Raw genomic sequence first — 14,546 nt, forward strand, 5'->3', positions numbered from 1 at the left:
TCTCCATAAAGTGTTTGACTTGCTCGTTTTTGTGACTAAAAGTCACGTTGACGAAGCTTGCGCTTCATTCATTGTTTGTATCCGAAGATACGTTTTTTGCCTCATCGTTCAGTTTTCAAAGTTCGTCATCGTTTGTTTTGAAAAATGGTGGGCCTAAGTGGACTCGAACCACCGACCTCACGCTTATCAGGCGTGCGCTCTAACCAGCTGAGCTATAGGCCCGTCAAAAGCAAACAAAATATGGTGCACCCTGAGAGATTCGAACTCCCGACCCCTTGATTCGTAGTCAAGTACTCTATCCAGCTGAGCTAAGGGTGCGATATGGTGCGGTCGAGAGGACTTGAACCTCCACAGTGTTGCCACCACTAGGCCCTCAACCTAGCGCGTCTACCATTCCGCCACGACCGCAAATATAAAATTTAAAATGGTGTGTCATGCAGGATTCGAACCTGCGACCCTCTGATTAAAAGTCAGATGCTCTACCAACTGAGCTAATGACACGAGAAAACTGGGCTGGAAGGGATCGAACCTTCGCATGCTGGAATCAAAATCCAGTGCCTTACCACTTGGCCACAGCCCAAAAATGGCGGTCCTGACGGGATTCGAACCCGCGATCTCCTGCGTGACAGGCAGGCATGTTAACCGCTACACCACAGGACCACATTTTTGTTACGTATAAGTATGAAATTAAAAATGGTGGAGGATGACGGGATCGAACCGCCGACCCTCTGCTTGTAAGGCAGATGCTCTCCCAGCTGAGCTAATCCTCCATTATGGTGACCCGTACGGGAATCGAACCCGTGATACCGCCGTGAAAGGGCGGTGTCTTAACCGCTTGACCAACGGGCCATAAGTGTTTAATAATTATTCTCAAGTAACATTTTCACATAAGAGGTCTGGCGGAGATGGAGGGATTCGAACCCTCGCACCAGTTTCCCGGCCTACACCCTTAGCAGGGGCGCCCCTTATAGCCACTTGGGTACATCTCCAAAGATAATGGCTCCGCAAGTAGGATTTGAACCTACGACCTACCGGTTAACAGCCGGTTGCTCTACCACTGAGCTATTGCGGAATGTTGTGTTCGTTTCGGAGCACTTTTATATATTAGCAACTTTTTTTCTTGCCGTCAATGCTTTTTTAAAAAAGTTTTTAGTAACGATAAGTTGTTTAGTTGCTGTCGTTTTGACGACTTCTATAATTTATCACGCTCCGAAATGAACGTCAACTACTTTTGTAAAAAATCTTTCCGCGACACTTCCCACAGCGATACTTTTCCGGATTCATCTTTCTTTTCCTTCTATATAATGTACCGCATTTATGACATTCGTATTGATGTAATTTTTTTTCATCTCCTTCTAGTCTCGGACTGTACCGTAGACCACCATAGCGTAATAACCAGTCTTTAAAGTCTTGATCTTGGTGGCGGTGTCCACGTCCGGTCAAGTGAAGATGGTAATGGCAAAGTTCATGAATCACGATGCCACGAAAGGTTTTTATGTCAGTTACATAGCGTCGATTAAAGTCGAGATGATGGTCCGTCAAAAAATAACGACCACCTGTCGTCCGTAGTCTTCCATTAAAAACAGCCTTATGTCTAAACGGTAAAGCAAACACGTCGAGCGAAAGCTGCTCGACGTATTGCTGTAATTGTTCGTTCGTCATGATGGGCTGACCATCGTTAAACCGATTCTGCCACGTTCCGGTTCGACACTCGTCACCCAGACCGTCACGATTTCTCCGACGGCAATTACGTCGAGCGGGTGCTTGACGCGTCGTTTACTTAACTTCGAGATGTGAACGAGGCCACTTTCCTTTACACCGATATCGACAAACGCACCGAAATCAAGCACGTTCCGGACGGTCCCTTGGAACTCCATCCCGACTTGAATCATGTCCAGTGATAACACATCTTGTCGTAAAATCGGTTTATCCAGTGCCTCTCGTGGATCGCGTTCCGGACGTTGGAGGGCTTCGATGATATCCCGGAGTGTCGGTTCACCAATCTCGAGTTGCTCTGCCGTTTCCCTCACCGGAAGTTCAGCTAACTTCGTACGGAGTTCTTCCGTCCCGACGGTCGTCAGCGCTAACTCGAGCTGTTTAAACAGTTGTTCGACGGTTTTATACTGTTCCGGGTGAATCGGCGTCCGGTCCAGCGGATGCGTCCCTTCAGGAATACGAAGGAAACCGGCTGCCTGCTCATAAGCTTTTGCACCGAGACGAGGCACTTTCAACAGCTCTTTTCGTGAAGCAAATGCGCCAAGTTCAGAACGGCGTTCGACGATTTTTTTTGCCGTTGCCTTCGTGATTCCCGCTACATACCCGAGCAAGGACTCAGACGCCGTATTCACATCGACACCTACTTGGTTCACGACGGTCTCAACGACGAAGTCGAGTGTTTCCTTCAGCTTCACTTGTGTCACGTCATGTTGGTACTGCCCTACCCCGACAGATTGCGGATCGACTTTAACGAGTTCTGCTAACGGATCCTGCAGACGGCGGGCGATTGAAATCGCCGATCGTTGTTCGACTTGGAGGTCCGGGAACTCCGTTCGCGCGATTTCTGAAGCCGAGTAAATACTTGCTCCTGCTTCGTCGACGATCGTAAAGGCAACTTCTGTATGACCTTTAATCCAGTCCGCTACAAACGATTCGGTTTCACGCGATGCCGTCCCGTTGCCGATCGCAATCAACTCGACCCCATATTTTTTCACCAGTTCTGATAATTTAGACCGGGCTTCCTTAGCCTTTTGCTCTGACATCGTGACATAGATGACGCCGACTTCTTTTAATTCCCCCGTCGGATCAATGACTGCCCACTTACACCCTGTCCGGTAAGCAGGGTCAAGTCCTAACATGACTTTCCCTTTCATCGGTGGTTGCATGTAGAGTTGGCGTAAGTTTTTGCCGAAGACTTCAATCGCTTGATTCTCTGCTTTTTCTGTCAGCTCATTCCGAATTTCTCGCTCAATCGCTGGGAAGACAGATTTTTTATAGCCTGTTTTGACTGCTTCTTCAACGATGTGGCGTTTTTGTTCTGCCAATCGGCTAAAAGGACGAAGTAAGTAGGGTAAGACTTGTTGTTCGTCTAACACAACTTTAACCGAAACGATTTTTAAGGATTCGGCACGATTGATTGCCAATATTCGGTGTGGAACGATTTGGCGGACCCGCTCGTTGTACTCATAGTACTGGGCAAAGACACGTTTTTCATCGACCGCATCTTTTTTCTGTTTCGTCACGATTTCTGCCGCACGATGTGTCACTTGACGGATATGGTCCCGGACAGTTGCTTGTTCGCCCCATTCTTCCGCGATGATTGCTTCCGCCCCGGCAACGGCCTCTGTTTCTTCGAGTCCGGCAAATAATTCTTTAAACTTCGTTGTCTCAAATGGCGTTGCCGATCGGAGCCAGTCCGCAAGTGGCGCTAGTCCCGCTTCACGTGCAATTTCCGCTTTCGTCCGACGTTTCGGACGGAACGGTAAGTATAAATCTTCAATTTGTTGTAGTGTCGTCGCTTCGCGCAACGCTTGATTTAATGCCTCTGTCATCACACCCTGCTCTTCAATCTTCCGAAGAACGTCGTCTCGTTTTGTTTCGAGTTGCGTGATGCTTTTATGTCGATCGAGGATCGCCTTGATTTCGACTTCATCGAGCTCACCAGTCTGTTCTTTACGATAACGTGCGATGAACGGAATCGTTCCTCCATCTTCCGTCAATTGTAAGACGGCCTTCACTTGCTGGGGTCGTAAATTCAATTCTGTTGCGATTCTCTTCTCCATTTTCCTCACCTCTTCCTCATTATACCGAAGAATCAACAGAAAAAAAGACTGACGCCATGGCGTCAGTCTTTTGAAAAGATTTCATTCGGTTCTACTTTAATCGCATCACGCAACTTTTGTAGCGCACGTCGCTGAAGACGTGACACATGCATTTGCGAGATACCAAGCAGTTCACCGGTCTCTTTTTGGCTCATGTTGCGATAATAGGCACACTCAAGAATCGAGCGTTCCCGATCCGTCAGTACAGCAAAGGCTTTCTCGAGAATCAATTTTTGATCAATCGAGTCATAGCCGTTTTCCTGGTTACCGACTAAATCAAGTAACGTGACCGTACTACCTTCTTGGTCCGCTTCAATCGAACTATCGACAGACAAAGCTTGATAACTTTTTCCCATTTCGAGTGTTTCGAGTACTTCTTCCTCGGACACTTCAAGACGGGCTGCGATTTCGTCGATTCGTGGCGAACGCTGTAACTCGGTCGTCAATTCTTCGACGGCTTTCTTAATCTTCGGACCCAGTTCTTTGATGCGGCGTGGCACATGGACACTCCATGTTTTATCACGAATGAATCGTTTGATTTCTCCGATGATCGTCGGTACAGCAAACGATTCGAAACTCCGGCCGAACTCTTTGTCGAAGCGACGGAGCGCAGCAAGTAATCCAATCATCCCGACTTGGACGAGATCGTCATGGATCGGACGTCCACGTGAGAATTTACGGGCAAGCGCCTCGACGAGATCCGAATAACGGGCGAGTAGCGCGGCATGAACTTCTTCGTCCTGGTCATCTTGTTGATACAGATCAATCAGCCGAAGAACTTCATCATCACTGTGATGGCGTTGTTGAGACTTTGCTGGCACTTTGACCCACCTCATCTCTATTCATATATTTTGTCATATGGACAGTGACGCCGTTTGCTTTTTCGATCGTGACTTGATCCATCAATGCTTCAATCATCAAGATTCCTAGTCCCCCCTCATGCAGTGAATCTAGGTCATGCGATTCCGTGATCGGTTCGCTTTGGCGTTTGACATGATCTTTATCAAATGTCACACCATTGTCTTTGACGATGATTTCAAGCCGGTCATCCGGGTAAACGTTACAAGTTAAGCCCATCGATCCGTCCTGTTCTTCTTCATAAGCATGTTGAACGGCATTCGCACACGCTTCAGAAACAGCGATTTTAATGTCTTCGATGTCATCATACGTGTAGCCCATCCGATTTGCGACACCTGAGACCGTCAAGCGTGCGATCGCAACGTATTCTGGTTTTGCAGGTAATGTCATTTCAAGTTGTTCGTTCTTCATTGCGTCCCACCTCGTACACCACTGTCGATTGTGATGATGCTTGAAAGTCCTGTGATTTCAAAAAGACGGCGAATGCGTTCTGAGACGCCGACGAGTGTAAATGATGTACCGTTTTTCTTCGATGCTTTAAGTGCTCCGACGAATACACCGAGACCTGTTGAATCCATGTAGTGGATTTCATCCAAGTGAACGACGACGTCATTCGTTTCTACTGCAGGGACGAGCTCTTGGCGAAGTTTAGGTGCTGTATACGTATCAATCTCTCCTACGATATAGAGATGTGTCTGACCTTCTAATTGTTCTGTTCTAATTGTTAAATCCATCTTCAAGTTCCTCCTCAAGGAAATGTGCTATATGATTTTTCTCTATTTCGTCATCATGTTTTAATCAAGTAACTTCCATCTAAAAAAAGTCACTCAAATATATTTCCCGTATAAAAACATTTCTAAACCACTTTTTAAAAAATTTAGTCAAAAAAAGTCGCATACAAATGTATCGACTCTTCTCGTTGTTCTATGTAGGTGCCTAAAAATCAATCAAGCCTAGGCTGATTGCGACGGCACTATTCACTTTCATCATCGTGTCAGAATCTAGATGTGTGACTTTATCGGTTAGACGGCGTTTATCGATTGTACGAACCTGCTCAAGTAGGATGACCGAATCACGTTCTAATCCGTGTCGCTCTCGATATACTTCCACATGGGTCGGTAGTTTGGCTTTGTCGATCTGTGCCGTGATCGCAGCCACGATGACCGTCGGACTGAATCGGTTACCAATATCATTTTGTAGGACAAGGACAGGACGTACTCCACCTTGTTCCGATCCGACCACAGGTGACAAATTTGCATAAAACACGTCGCCACGTTTGACTATCAAAGCTTACACCCCGCTTACTTGACGTAGGAGCGAGAACTCCGCCTCCGTTTCAATCTGGAACATTTCACCAACGATTGATAAATTGATTGCTGCCATTTCTTCGTAACCACGCTTCAATTCCTCACGTAGCTGACGTTTGCGCTCTTCGGTCGTATGGTTCGACTTCATCCCAATCGTCTCCTTCGCTACATTTCGCTCAACAAATTGCTTCTCCCGTTGTTGGACCAAGATAATGGCACCTCCAGATTCACTGAAACCTTAACGAACGACTCACTTTCTACTTCAATATATCAGTCGAATTCAGAAAATACAATCAAAATTCAAACAAATAACATTTTTTGGCCATCATATTGATGGTTTTTCTAAATTATTTTCGTGGAACACGTTTTGAAAATTGACAAAGGACTTCATAGTTGATCGTCCCTAACCAATGGGCCGCCTCGTCGAGTGGTGCTCCCGTTCCAATCAACGTCACTTCCGTCCCCGTTGGATAGGCGCGCGGTAAACGAATCATCAAACGGTCCATGCAGACACGTCCGACGATTTCGCACGGTTGACCGTCGACGATGAGCGAATATCCTTGAAAGCGCCGTGACCAACCATCGGCGTAACCGATCGGGACTGTTCCAATCCATTCATCGGTCGGTGCCGTATATGTCGCCCCGTAACTAATCGTTTGGCCCGGTTCGACAAGTTTCACTTGCATCAACTGGCTCTTTAACGAAAAGGCCGGCTTCAGGAAATCATAGTACGGAATCATTTCGTCGGACGGCATCGCTCCGTACAATGCAATCCCGATCCGGACGATATTAAACGGATCATCTTGACCTGCTAAACGGATTGCAGCAGCAGAATTCGCGGCGTGAATATAGCGGACGTCCGGTACACGTGCGACGAACCGGAGAAAGTCCGTCCGTTGTCGATCGAATAAACGACTTTCCAGCTCATCCGCTGTCGCGAAGTGCGTGTAAATCCCTTCGAGTTCAATCAGGTCCGTCTCAATTTCCGACAAAATTTCGTCCAGTTCTTCCATCGTTTGCAAACCAAGACGTCCCATGCCGCTGTCGACTTTGATGTGAATCCGTAACGCATCAATTTCTGTTAAATGCTGTTTCGCTTGTCGCAACCACTCCGCTGAGAAGACAGGAACGGCGACGTCATAGTTCGAAGCAATCGACACGTGTTCCGGCAATAAGCCTTCAAGCATCAGAATCGGCGCTTGAATCCCGGCTTCGCGCAGTTCGATGGCCTCTTCTAGAAGGGCGACAGCAAGCATGTCTGCCCCATTTTCTAATGCAACCTCCGCTACCGTGATGGCACCATGTCCATATCCATCTGCTTTGACGACAGCCATCATCGCTTGATCGCCGAGTCTTGCTTTTATCTCACGTACATTGTGCACAATCGCACTACGGTCAATTTCGATCCAAGTCGGTCGGTACATCTGCATCCCTCTTCTCTAGTAAAACTTGCGCTGCCGCATAATGATCCGAATGCGTAATCGATACATGAATGACACCCTCAAACGGACCAGTCATGACAGGGCGCCCTGACGTTTCGTTCAACACTTCAAGATCAAGCCAGGATACTTCCCGTCCGATACCTGTCCCGAATGCCTTGACGAATGCTTCCTTCGCAGCAAACCGTCCTGCGATATATTCAAGCTGACGTGTACCCTTCAGCGTTTCGTACCGTGCCTGTTCCCGTTCCGTTAAGACCCGCTTCAGCATGCGGGGTTGTCGTTCGAGTGTCAACCGAACGCGGTCGAGTTCAATCAAGTCAAGACCGATTCCATAAATCATTCCCTACGCCTCCACAGTTCTATTCTTCGCCCACTTCATATAGAATGAAAGTGAAGCGAGGTGTTGTCATGTTTAGTCGAACGGAAAATCTACAAACGTTCACACGTTCTTATCCGGTCGTTTCGTTGTTCATTTTAATCCAAGTCGCGCTGTTTGTCATCGAGCAGTTGAATCAGTTACTCGGCTTTGGTTTCTCTCCACTCACGTATGGCTCGGCGATTAATTTATTCATCGCGCGGGGCGAATGGTGGCGCGTCGTCACAGCAACATTTTTACATTACGATTTTTGGCACATTGCCTTTAACACGTTTGCCATGATTATTTTCGCCCCGGCACTCGAACGAATGATTGGTCACGTCAAATTCGCAATCTTTTACTTGCTCGTCGGAACACTCGCTAACGTGTTGACGTACATCACGTTAAGTGGCGATTTGTTTTACGGACAGGCAGGGGCTTCAGGAGCAATCCTCGGACTGCTTGGTTTTTACGTCTATCTCGGACGTTTTCGCCGGACGATCATCTCTGCTGACGATGCACGACTCGTGTATATCTTCAGTGCGATTACAGCCGTCTTTACGCTCATCGGTTCGAATGTCTCCGTCTTTGGTCACCTGTACGGATTCCTGCTTGGATTCCTCGCCGGCTTCATCTTCGGAAAAAGTGCCGTTCCGTTCACGCGTCCGTTCAACATGGGTCAGCGTACAACTTCTAGAGGACACGTCGTTCATTCGACAGGCTCCGGTCAGACAGGACGGATCCTCTTTTACGTCATCGTCGCCTTTGCCATTTTCGGTTTACTCGCTCGGTTCATTTAACGAAAAAAAGCGCGCCACCTGTTCCGTTATCCGGAAAAACAGGTGGCGCGCTTTTGTCATGTCACTTATTTACGGAATGATTCCGCAAGATCTTTTACATCGTCAATCAAGTTATGGATGGTTTCTTGATTATCTGTGTAGAGCGCACGTATTTCTTCGAACCGACCTTTTGGATCTTGTTTGACTGCTGAGAGTTGTGTCCCTGCTCCACCGAAAGCACGCTTCGTCGCTGCGATTTGCGCTTGGCGTGTATCTTTATGGAGTAATGAGAGTGTTGCGCCGATTAGTGCGCCACCTACTGTTGCGAGTACAAAGTAATTCTTCTTCATCTGTTTTTCCCCCTGTGTTGTTTTTAATGTAGTGGTGGTAAAAGTTGATAACGTTTCATGATCGGAGAAGGCGTAAACGACTTCCCTGCTTCTTCAGCATACTGGTCAACCGTCAAGCGTTCAACTGATTTTGCGTAACGCGTAGCATCCCCGTCATCGTTGAATTGAATCAACAAAACGAGATCCGTCGCCCGCTCGACCCGCGCAATCCGCAAAGCTTGAAAACTGCCGTACTCTGCGCCAAGCACTTTCGGGTCCGACATGACGTGATGGACGAAAAGGTCGCCACTGTTTTGATCTGCTGGAATCGACCAATAAAAGACCGTTCCCTTCTCATCAAAATTACCACGCGTCTCAAGGAGTGTGTAGCTGTTGCCACTTTGGAACGGTGACTTCCCGTCCGTTTCCATCCACAACAAAGCTTCCCCGCTTCCGCCTGCTGCCCGAATCTGAGCATCCCGCGAACGAATTTGGTCGACAAAGGTACCGCTACCGAATGTAATGAATAGTTTAGATGGCATCACAGGCCTCCGCGAGTTCGAAGTCTTTTCCGGTTAATCCGCCGGCATCGTGTGTCGTGACGGCGAGCGTAACTTTTTTATAGTCGATCACGATTCGTGGATGATGATTCAAGTGTTCTGCAAGCGATCCCACTTCTTGGACAAAGTCCAAGGCTGCCGGGAACGAATCCAGCGTATATACACGAACGATTTCGTCATCGACGACACTCCAGTCGTGTAAGCCTTCTAGACGCTCCTCTACCTCGTACTCATTCAACCTTTTCATTCCATTCTCCTCCTCCGCTATCGTTTTCGTCCTATACCTTATACCCTACTTTCCCTACTTCTTATACCTGTCTCTCTCCGATTTCTTCCTTTTGCCTTCGAAGTGAGATAGAGTACAATGTGAAAGAGAACACTATATCATCAGGAAAGGGGCCATCGCTTATGCGCGCTCTAATCGTTATTGATTACACATTTGATTTCGTCGCTGATGAAGGAAAGCTGACGTGCGGGAAACCGGGTCAAGCCATCGACGGACGAATCGCTTCACTCATGGATGAATTTTCAACGGAAGACTATGTCGTCATCGCAAATGACATCCATGAAGAAGGTGACACCTTCCATCCGGAAACCGTCCTCTTCCCACCGCATAACATTCGCGGAACGCATGGACGGGACTTGTTTGGACAGGTCGCCGAGATGGCACGTGTCGCGGATCATGTCATCGACAAGACGCGTTATAGCGCCTTTGCTGGAACAGATCTTGACTTGCGTCTTCGGGAAAGACAAATCACAGAAGTTCACCTCGTCGGTGTTTGTACAGACATCTGTGTCTTACACACGGCCGTCGATGCATACAACCTCGGATATAAAATCGTCGTCCACGCTGACGCCGTCGCGAGTTTCAATGCGGCTGGTCACGACTGGGCACTCACACACTTTAAACAATCGATCGGCGCAGAAGTCGTCGGCGAATAAGAAGGGATCTGTCTTCATGTTACAACGTAATCTTGCACTTCATACTGACCTCTATCTTCCGAGATGGATGTATATCTACTGGAAGGAAGGGCGTCATAATGAACGTGCTGTTTTTGACGTCTATTACCGCAGCAATCCATTCGAAGGTGGATATGTCGTCTTCGCCGGTCTTGAAAACATCATCGAATATATTCAAACACTCCATTTCACAGAAGAAGATATCACGTATCTTCAAACGATGATTGGCTTCCCGGATGAATTCAAGGATGAGTTACGTAACTTTAAATTCACAGGCTCCCTCTCGAGTGTCAAAGAAGGTGAGATCGTCTTCCCAAATGAACCGTTAGTCCGGATCGAAGCACGGATTTTTGAAGCGAAGTTACTCCAAACGGCCATCTTGAACATCGCCAATCACGAATCGTTGATTGCGACGAAATACGCGCGCATTCGTCAGTCGGCGCCAGGCGCGAAATTCCTTGAAGCCGGTTCACGCCGTGCACAGGGAATCGATGCTGCTTACTTCGGAACACGTGCCTCTTATTTAGCCGGGTTCGACGTGACGAGTCTCGCGTCTGCCGGCCGTGACTTTGGTATCCCATGCGGCGGTACGATGGAGCATGCAGATATTCAGTTCCATGATGATGAGTTGACGGCTTTCCGGACGTTCGCGTCACATTATCCGGATCAGGCGACACTTCTCGTCGATACGTACGACACGCTGAAAAGTGGACTCCCGAATGCCATCACGGTCGCAAAAGAACTTGAAGCAGACGGACACAAGTTACGTGGTATCCGGATCGACTCGGGTGACTTATCGTACCTATCGAAACGCGCACGGAAGATGCTCGATGAAGCAGGATTCCCCGACGTCGAGATCGTCCTTTCCGGTGATTTAGATGAATATGTCATTCAAGATTTACGCATCCAAGGGGCACAGGCAAACACCTTCCTCGTTGGAACACGTGGTATCACAGCGTATGAACAACCGGCACTCGGAATGGTCTATAAGCTGGTCGCACGTGAAATCAATGGCGAACTTGCACCGGTCATCAAAGTCTCGTCCTCGAAAGCGAAGACGACGACCCCACATATCAAGGAAGCATATCGTATCGTTGACCCGGAAACGAATAAGTTTAAAGGAGACTACATCACGTTACTCGATGAAGACCCGAGCCAACTTGATTTCGTCGATTTGATTGACGTCCGTGATCCGTCATTCCGGAACCGGATCGAGAACTTCAACGTTGAGCGATTACTGGCTCCAATCTTCAAGGATGGTGAACTTGTTTATACCGTTCCGACGATTGAAGAAAGCCGTCACTTCCACGAACAACAAATCGGCCGTCTTTGGGAAGAGTATAAACGTCTTCGTTTACCTGAAATCTATGCCGTCACTTTCAGCGACCGTCTCTGGAAACTGAAACTCGACATGATTCGTAAAACCCGTATCGCAAGCGGTGTAAAATAACAAAATCAAATACTCACGAGAATCAAGCTTCTTGACGGCCGTCTTAAAAGGCTACCTGTTCATCTCCCTCTCATTTTTTATACGCTAAAAACAGCCCGCTTCAACTGAAGTGGGCTGTTTCGTTTGGGCGAGCGGTCATTTTGGCTGTCGCTTGTTCCATTTGTTGACGAAAGTACCACGCAAAACCGAGCGCACCTCCGATGAAGACGATATAGGTAATCCGTTGACCAAATTCCGCTAAAGAATCGGCATAAAAGATACTAATTAAGTGGTCACTTCCGCTGATGAGAAGTAAACAGGCAATCAGGAGCGCTATGCGGTACGCAAGCGTCGGACGATCTTTTGGCTCAGCATGCCAATACATGATAATGTGATGGGCAAGTAACACAATCCCCACGATTCCTAATATTCCTATAAGTGCTTGCGGCATATTGAACGGTCCTCCTGTTTCTAATTTCTAGTTTCATTTAAACATAGTTCGACCTAAAGTCGTTATGAAAAGTTTCGCGCAGCCGATCGACTCACGGTATACTGAAGAAAATAATGCACGACCAACCAAAGGAGGAATTCGCTTGAAAACCTTTAAATTGTGTACGTTACGCATTCTGATGGACGAATCCGGACGGGATACGACGATCCCTGTTCAAATCAAGGACGGACTGACAGTCAGCACGGACCAAACCGCCCAGTGGGTCGCGGAAATCGTCGTGACCGATCAGGATCAACCGATCATCGAGGAACTCTTCAAGAAAAAATTACGTGCCTTAATCGAAATCACGATTTCACGTCCGGATAATGACCCGGCTGCGATGATCGTAACACCTTATGAAAGCACACAACTGAGTGACGGTACTTCCTATCTCTTCACCGGTAAGATGGTCATGATGAAAAATGATCTCTCGGAATCGATTTTACGTGAAGTCGTCGAAGATAACTTTACCGGCGAAGATTTGATTCAAGAATACAAAGATCGCCGTTCAAAACGTGGTGCGCACATCACGAGTATTGCAAAGGAAACCTTCAAACAATACTTAAAGGAACATCCTGCGGTCGTCGAAGGATAAGCGTCAGACCGTGATGTGTTCCGCGACATTAATCCGGTCAATTTCATAACGATCCGAGAACCGAATGTAATTCGCACATGCATTTTTCAATGGTGTCCGGTAACTGAACGTCTCATCAATCGAGGAGAGTGCCGCTTTAATCGTGTGTGAATGGCAGACGATCAAGAGGCGCTTCCCTCGATATTTTTGTGTCAGCTCCTGCACGACAGAAAAAACACGGGTTTGAATTTCTTGTTCCGTCTCGAGTCCCGGCACACGTTCAGCATCGTTTGCCTGGACAGCCTCATAAATCCCTGCGACCGGCTCACCGGAAGCACTTCCGAATTCCCGTTCGACGAGCCGTTCATCTGTTTCCGTCAAGCGTAAACCGATCGAGCGTCCGATGATTTCTGCCGTCTCGACAGCGCGTGACAACGGACTTGAAATCAAGACATCCCAGTCCTCTCCCGCCAGATAGGCGGCACTGAGCGTAGCTTGTTTTCTCCCAGTCTCATTCAGCGGTATATCTTCGCGTCCTTGAATCCGTTCGTTCAAATTCCAGTCCGTTTGACCGTGGCGTACTAAACAAATTTCAGTCATAATGCAGTCTCCTTCTAAAGAAATATGACTGATTGTATCATGTTTCTCAGTGGAGCGTCTCTCGTTTCGGCAAGACAAGCACTTGACAGCTGAAGGCTTCGATCCGTTCGAGCAACCGCTCCAGTTTGAGTGGATTTTCCGTTTGGGCAAAGCTTGCTAGCGAATGCGTTCCATTCGGAAACGAGAATAATCGGACGTCCGCCCCGACGTCTGCTCCCTTCTCAACAAAGTGGAGTGCTTGGGCAAACGGGACGATTGGATCTTTTTTCCCGTGCAACAACATGATGGGTGGGGAGTCTGAACTTAAGTGTGTCGCCGGCGAGACACGCGTCATCAACTGGCGCCACTCTTCCCGTCCGCCTCCATAAAATTTGATGTGGGCAATCCATGTCTGAATGAATTTAAACAATAGAAAATTTGTCGGGGGATAGAGAGCGATGATGCCGCTAATCATCGGGAAGGACTCCTTTGTCTGTTGTCCGACAAATTCATCCGGGGCAAGAGATGTCGTCAACATCAGGGCTGCTCCGGCTGAATCCCCCCATAACATCATTCGCCCCCGGGCAATTTGCAGTTCGTCCGCTTGACGGTTCAAAAAACAAAGGGCGTCGCGGGCATCTTCTAAGTTATCCGGAAAGTAGCTCCCGTCCTCAAACAAACGATAGTCGATGCTACAGACGGCGATGCCGAGCTCTAAAAATCGGTCGACAATCGGTGAGAAACAAAAGATATCATCACGACCGCCACGAACGAATGCACCACCGTGGGCATAAATCGCGACCGGAAACGGTCCTTCCCCCGGCGGATAATAGATATCTAACGTTAAATCTTGTTTTTCGACAGTTTTGTATACGATGTTGCGTGGCGCTAGTTGCTTCTCCGTAAGTGGCAAGACAGGTTCCGTCCAACGAAGTAACGCACCATAATTGTTCCAGATACTTGCTCCGGCAGCGGCGGTCGTCAAAATCGCCGCGCCTCCCATCAACCATGCCGTCTCACGTTTCACCCCGTCACCTCCAAACGTAATCACGATTTAGCTTCTACT

19 protein-coding genes and 10 tRNA genes are annotated in these 14,546 nt (G+C 47.9%); 4 read left to right on the top strand and 25 right to left on the bottom strand.

Translation table 11 applies throughout. The features are described from left to right. Positions 1-145 precede the first annotated feature (145 nt). The 19 genes from KNQ04_RS05995 to acpS all read right to left on the bottom strand — a co-directional run bounded on the left by KNQ04_RS05995 (position 146) and on the right by acpS (position 7,765). Positions 146-222 (bottom strand) — tRNA-Ile (locus tag KNQ04_RS05995). Between the two features lie 19 nt (positions 223-241). After that, positions 242-318: transfer RNA gene (locus KNQ04_RS06000), tRNA-Arg, on the bottom strand. 4 nt (positions 319-322) lie between these two features. Further along, positions 323-408: transfer RNA gene (locus KNQ04_RS06005), tRNA-Leu, on the bottom strand. Positions 409-425: 17 nt separating this feature from the next. Then, positions 426-501 (bottom strand) — tRNA-Lys (locus KNQ04_RS06010). A gap of 7 nt (positions 502-508) precedes the next feature. Continuing rightward, positions 509-580: transfer RNA gene (locus KNQ04_RS06015), tRNA-Gln, on the bottom strand. A gap of 4 nt (positions 581-584) precedes the next feature. Further along, positions 585-660, bottom strand: a tRNA-Asp gene (locus KNQ04_RS06020). 34 nt (positions 661-694) lie between these two features. Beyond that, positions 695-770: transfer RNA gene (locus tag KNQ04_RS06025), tRNA-Val, on the bottom strand. Between the two features lie 4 nt (positions 771-774). Continuing rightward, a tRNA-Glu gene (locus KNQ04_RS06030) sits at positions 775-849 on the bottom strand. Between the two features lie 48 nt (positions 850-897). Next, a tRNA-Ser gene (locus KNQ04_RS06035) sits at positions 898-989 on the bottom strand. A gap of 8 nt (positions 990-997) precedes the next feature. Continuing rightward, positions 998-1,072: transfer RNA gene (locus KNQ04_RS06040), tRNA-Asn, on the bottom strand. A gap of 149 nt (positions 1,073-1,221) precedes the next feature. Then, positions 1,222-1,662: a SprT family protein gene (locus KNQ04_RS06045; RefSeq protein WP_214848079.1), complete on the bottom strand. Its 441-nt coding sequence runs from the start codon at positions 1,660-1,662 to the stop codon at positions 1,222-1,224. Further along, positions 1,659-3,779 (bottom strand): Tex family protein, encoded by a 2,121-nt coding sequence (locus tag KNQ04_RS06050; protein WP_214848080.1) that lies wholly within the window; start codon positions 3,777-3,779, stop codon positions 1,659-1,661. The genes KNQ04_RS06045 and KNQ04_RS06050 overlap by 4 nt, the downstream gene beginning before the upstream one ends. Before the next feature lie 62 nt (positions 3,780-3,841). Next, positions 3,842-4,639: an RNA polymerase sigma factor SigB gene (gene sigB, locus KNQ04_RS06055; RefSeq protein ID WP_353049712.1), complete on the bottom strand. Its 798-nt coding sequence runs from the start codon at positions 4,637-4,639 to the stop codon at positions 3,842-3,844. After that, the gene (rsbW, locus tag KNQ04_RS06060; protein ID WP_214848084.1) at positions 4,605-5,087 is read right to left on the bottom strand and encodes an anti-sigma B factor RsbW; all 483 of its coding nucleotides are present in this window, start codon (positions 5,085-5,087) and stop codon (positions 4,605-4,607) included. The genes sigB and rsbW overlap by 35 nt, the downstream gene beginning before the upstream one ends. After that, positions 5,084-5,410, bottom strand: a complete 327-nt coding sequence (locus tag KNQ04_RS06065; RefSeq protein ID WP_214848086.1) for an STAS domain-containing protein — start codon at positions 5,408-5,410, stop codon at positions 5,084-5,086. The genes rsbW and KNQ04_RS06065 overlap by 4 nt, the downstream gene beginning before the upstream one ends. A 202-nt stretch (positions 5,411-5,612) precedes the next feature. After that, positions 5,613-5,963: a type II toxin-antitoxin system PemK/MazF family toxin gene (locus tag KNQ04_RS06070; RefSeq protein WP_214848087.1), complete on the bottom strand. Its 351-nt coding sequence runs from the start codon at positions 5,961-5,963 to the stop codon at positions 5,613-5,615. 3 nt (positions 5,964-5,966) lie between these two features. Then, positions 5,967-6,191, bottom strand: coding sequence for a hypothetical protein (locus KNQ04_RS06075; protein ID WP_012371670.1), 225 nt, complete (start codon positions 6,189-6,191; stop codon positions 5,967-5,969). Positions 6,192-6,330: 139 nt separating this feature from the next. Then, a complete protein-coding gene (gene alr, locus KNQ04_RS06080) occupies positions 6,331-7,407 on the bottom strand; it encodes an alanine racemase (RefSeq protein WP_214848088.1) in 1,077 nt (358 codons plus the stop codon). After that, a complete protein-coding gene (gene acpS, locus KNQ04_RS06085) occupies positions 7,379-7,765 on the bottom strand; it encodes a holo-ACP synthase (protein ID WP_214848089.1) in 387 nt (128 codons plus the stop codon). The genes alr and acpS overlap by 29 nt, the downstream gene beginning before the upstream one ends. A gap of 68 nt (positions 7,766-7,833) precedes the next feature. Here acpS and KNQ04_RS06090 point away from each other — a divergent pair, with 68 nt between their 5' ends. Further along, positions 7,834-8,580: a rhomboid family intramembrane serine protease gene (locus KNQ04_RS06090; RefSeq protein ID WP_214848090.1), complete on the top strand. Its 747-nt coding sequence runs from the start codon at positions 7,834-7,836 to the stop codon at positions 8,578-8,580. A gap of 65 nt (positions 8,581-8,645) precedes the next feature. On the opposite strand, the gene KNQ04_RS06095 is transcribed toward KNQ04_RS06090, so the two are convergent. The 3 genes from KNQ04_RS06095 to KNQ04_RS06105 are packed head-to-tail and all read right to left on the bottom strand — an operon-like array spanning position 8,646 to position 9,695. Continuing rightward, positions 8,646-8,909 carry a hypothetical protein gene (locus KNQ04_RS06095; protein ID WP_214848091.1) on the bottom strand — a complete coding sequence of 88 codons (264 nt, stop codon included), beginning with the start codon at positions 8,907-8,909 and terminating at the stop codon, positions 8,646-8,648. Positions 8,910-8,932: 23 nt separating this feature from the next. Further along, positions 8,933-9,430 carry a hypothetical protein gene (locus KNQ04_RS06100; protein WP_214848092.1) on the bottom strand — a complete coding sequence of 166 codons (498 nt, stop codon included), beginning with the start codon at positions 9,428-9,430 and terminating at the stop codon, positions 8,933-8,935. Next, complete coding sequence (locus KNQ04_RS06105) at positions 9,420-9,695, bottom strand: 4a-hydroxytetrahydrobiopterin dehydratase (RefSeq protein ID WP_214848093.1); 276 nt, start codon at positions 9,693-9,695, stop codon at positions 9,420-9,422. Before KNQ04_RS06105 ends, KNQ04_RS06100 begins: the two co-directional genes overlap by 11 nt. A 161-nt stretch (positions 9,696-9,856) precedes the next feature. Here KNQ04_RS06105 and KNQ04_RS06110 point away from each other — a divergent pair, with 161 nt between their 5' ends. After that, entirely contained in the window at positions 9,857-10,390 is a 534-nt protein-coding gene (locus tag KNQ04_RS06110; RefSeq protein WP_214848095.1) for a cysteine hydrolase family protein, read from the top strand. 16 nt (positions 10,391-10,406) lie between these two features. After that, on the top strand, positions 10,407-11,858 hold the full coding sequence (locus tag KNQ04_RS06115) for a nicotinate phosphoribosyltransferase (protein WP_214848097.1): 1,452 nt from the start codon (positions 10,407-10,409) through the stop codon (positions 11,856-11,858). A gap of 100 nt (positions 11,859-11,958) precedes the next feature. Here the strand turns inward: KNQ04_RS06115 and KNQ04_RS06120 are convergent, their stop codons facing one another. Further along, positions 11,959-12,288 (bottom strand): hypothetical protein, encoded by a 330-nt coding sequence (locus KNQ04_RS06120; RefSeq protein ID WP_214848099.1) that lies wholly within the window; start codon positions 12,286-12,288, stop codon positions 11,959-11,961. Positions 12,289-12,430: 142 nt separating this feature from the next. Here KNQ04_RS06120 and KNQ04_RS06125 point away from each other — a divergent pair, with 142 nt between their 5' ends. Beyond that, positions 12,431-12,922, top strand: coding sequence for a YwpF-like family protein (locus tag KNQ04_RS06125; RefSeq protein ID WP_214848101.1), 492 nt, complete (start codon positions 12,431-12,433; stop codon positions 12,920-12,922). A 3-nt stretch (positions 12,923-12,925) separates the two neighbouring features. Here the strand turns inward: KNQ04_RS06125 and KNQ04_RS06130 are convergent, their stop codons facing one another. Then, positions 12,926-13,501, bottom strand: a complete 576-nt coding sequence (locus KNQ04_RS06130; RefSeq protein ID WP_214848102.1) for a histidine phosphatase family protein — start codon at positions 13,499-13,501, stop codon at positions 12,926-12,928. A gap of 46 nt (positions 13,502-13,547) precedes the next feature. Beyond that, positions 13,548-14,531, bottom strand: a complete 984-nt coding sequence (locus KNQ04_RS06135) for an alpha/beta hydrolase (RefSeq protein WP_353049713.1) — start codon at positions 14,529-14,531, stop codon at positions 13,548-13,550. Positions 14,532-14,546: the final 15 nt, after the last annotated feature.

It is taken from the genome of Exiguobacterium sp. s193, assembly GCF_018618755.1.
GTDB lineage: Bacteria > Bacillota > Bacilli > Exiguobacteriales > Exiguobacteriaceae > Exiguobacterium_A.

Excerpts from the sequence above, each read along its gene's own strand:
- acpS (WP_214848089.1), bottom strand. The coding sequence starts at position 7,765 with ATGATTTATGGAATCGGTCTTGACTTGATTGAACTCGACCGCGTTCGG.
- KNQ04_RS06105 (WP_214848093.1), bottom strand. The coding sequence starts at position 9,695 with ATGAAAAGGTTGAATGAGTACGAGGTAGAGGAGCGTCTAGAAGGCTTA.
- KNQ04_RS06065 (WP_214848086.1), bottom strand. The coding sequence starts at position 5,410 with ATGGATTTAACAATTAGAACAGAACAATTAGAAGGTCAGACACATCTC.
- KNQ04_RS06120 (WP_214848099.1), bottom strand. The coding sequence starts at position 12,288 with ATGCCGCAAGCACTTATAGGAATATTAGGAATCGTGGGGATTGTGTTA.
- KNQ04_RS06045 (WP_214848079.1), bottom strand. The coding sequence starts at position 1,662 with ATGACGAACGAACAATTACAGCAATACGTCGAGCAGCTTTCGCTCGAC.
- KNQ04_RS06115 (WP_214848097.1), top strand. The coding sequence starts at position 10,407 with ATGTTACAACGTAATCTTGCACTTCATACTGACCTCTATCTTCCGAGA.
- rsbW (WP_214848084.1), bottom strand. The coding sequence starts at position 5,087 with ATGAAGAACGAACAACTTGAAATGACATTACCTGCAAAACCAGAATAC.
- KNQ04_RS06100 (WP_214848092.1), bottom strand. The coding sequence starts at position 9,430 with ATGCCATCTAAACTATTCATTACATTCGGTAGCGGTACCTTTGTCGAC.
- KNQ04_RS06090 (WP_214848090.1), top strand. The coding sequence starts at position 7,834 with ATGTTTAGTCGAACGGAAAATCTACAAACGTTCACACGTTCTTATCCG.
- KNQ04_RS06130 (WP_214848102.1), bottom strand. The coding sequence starts at position 13,501 with ATGACTGAAATTTGTTTAGTACGCCACGGTCAAACGGACTGGAATTTG.
- KNQ04_RS06095 (WP_214848091.1), bottom strand. The coding sequence starts at position 8,909 with ATGAAGAAGAATTACTTTGTACTCGCAACAGTAGGTGGCGCACTAATC.
- KNQ04_RS06050 (WP_214848080.1), bottom strand. The coding sequence starts at position 3,779 with ATGGAGAAGAGAATCGCAACAGAATTGAATTTACGACCCCAGCAAGTG.
- alr (WP_214848088.1), bottom strand. The coding sequence starts at position 7,407 with ATGTACCGACCGACTTGGATCGAAATTGACCGTAGTGCGATTGTGCAC.
- KNQ04_RS06110 (WP_214848095.1), top strand. The coding sequence starts at position 9,857 with ATGCGCGCTCTAATCGTTATTGATTACACATTTGATTTCGTCGCTGAT.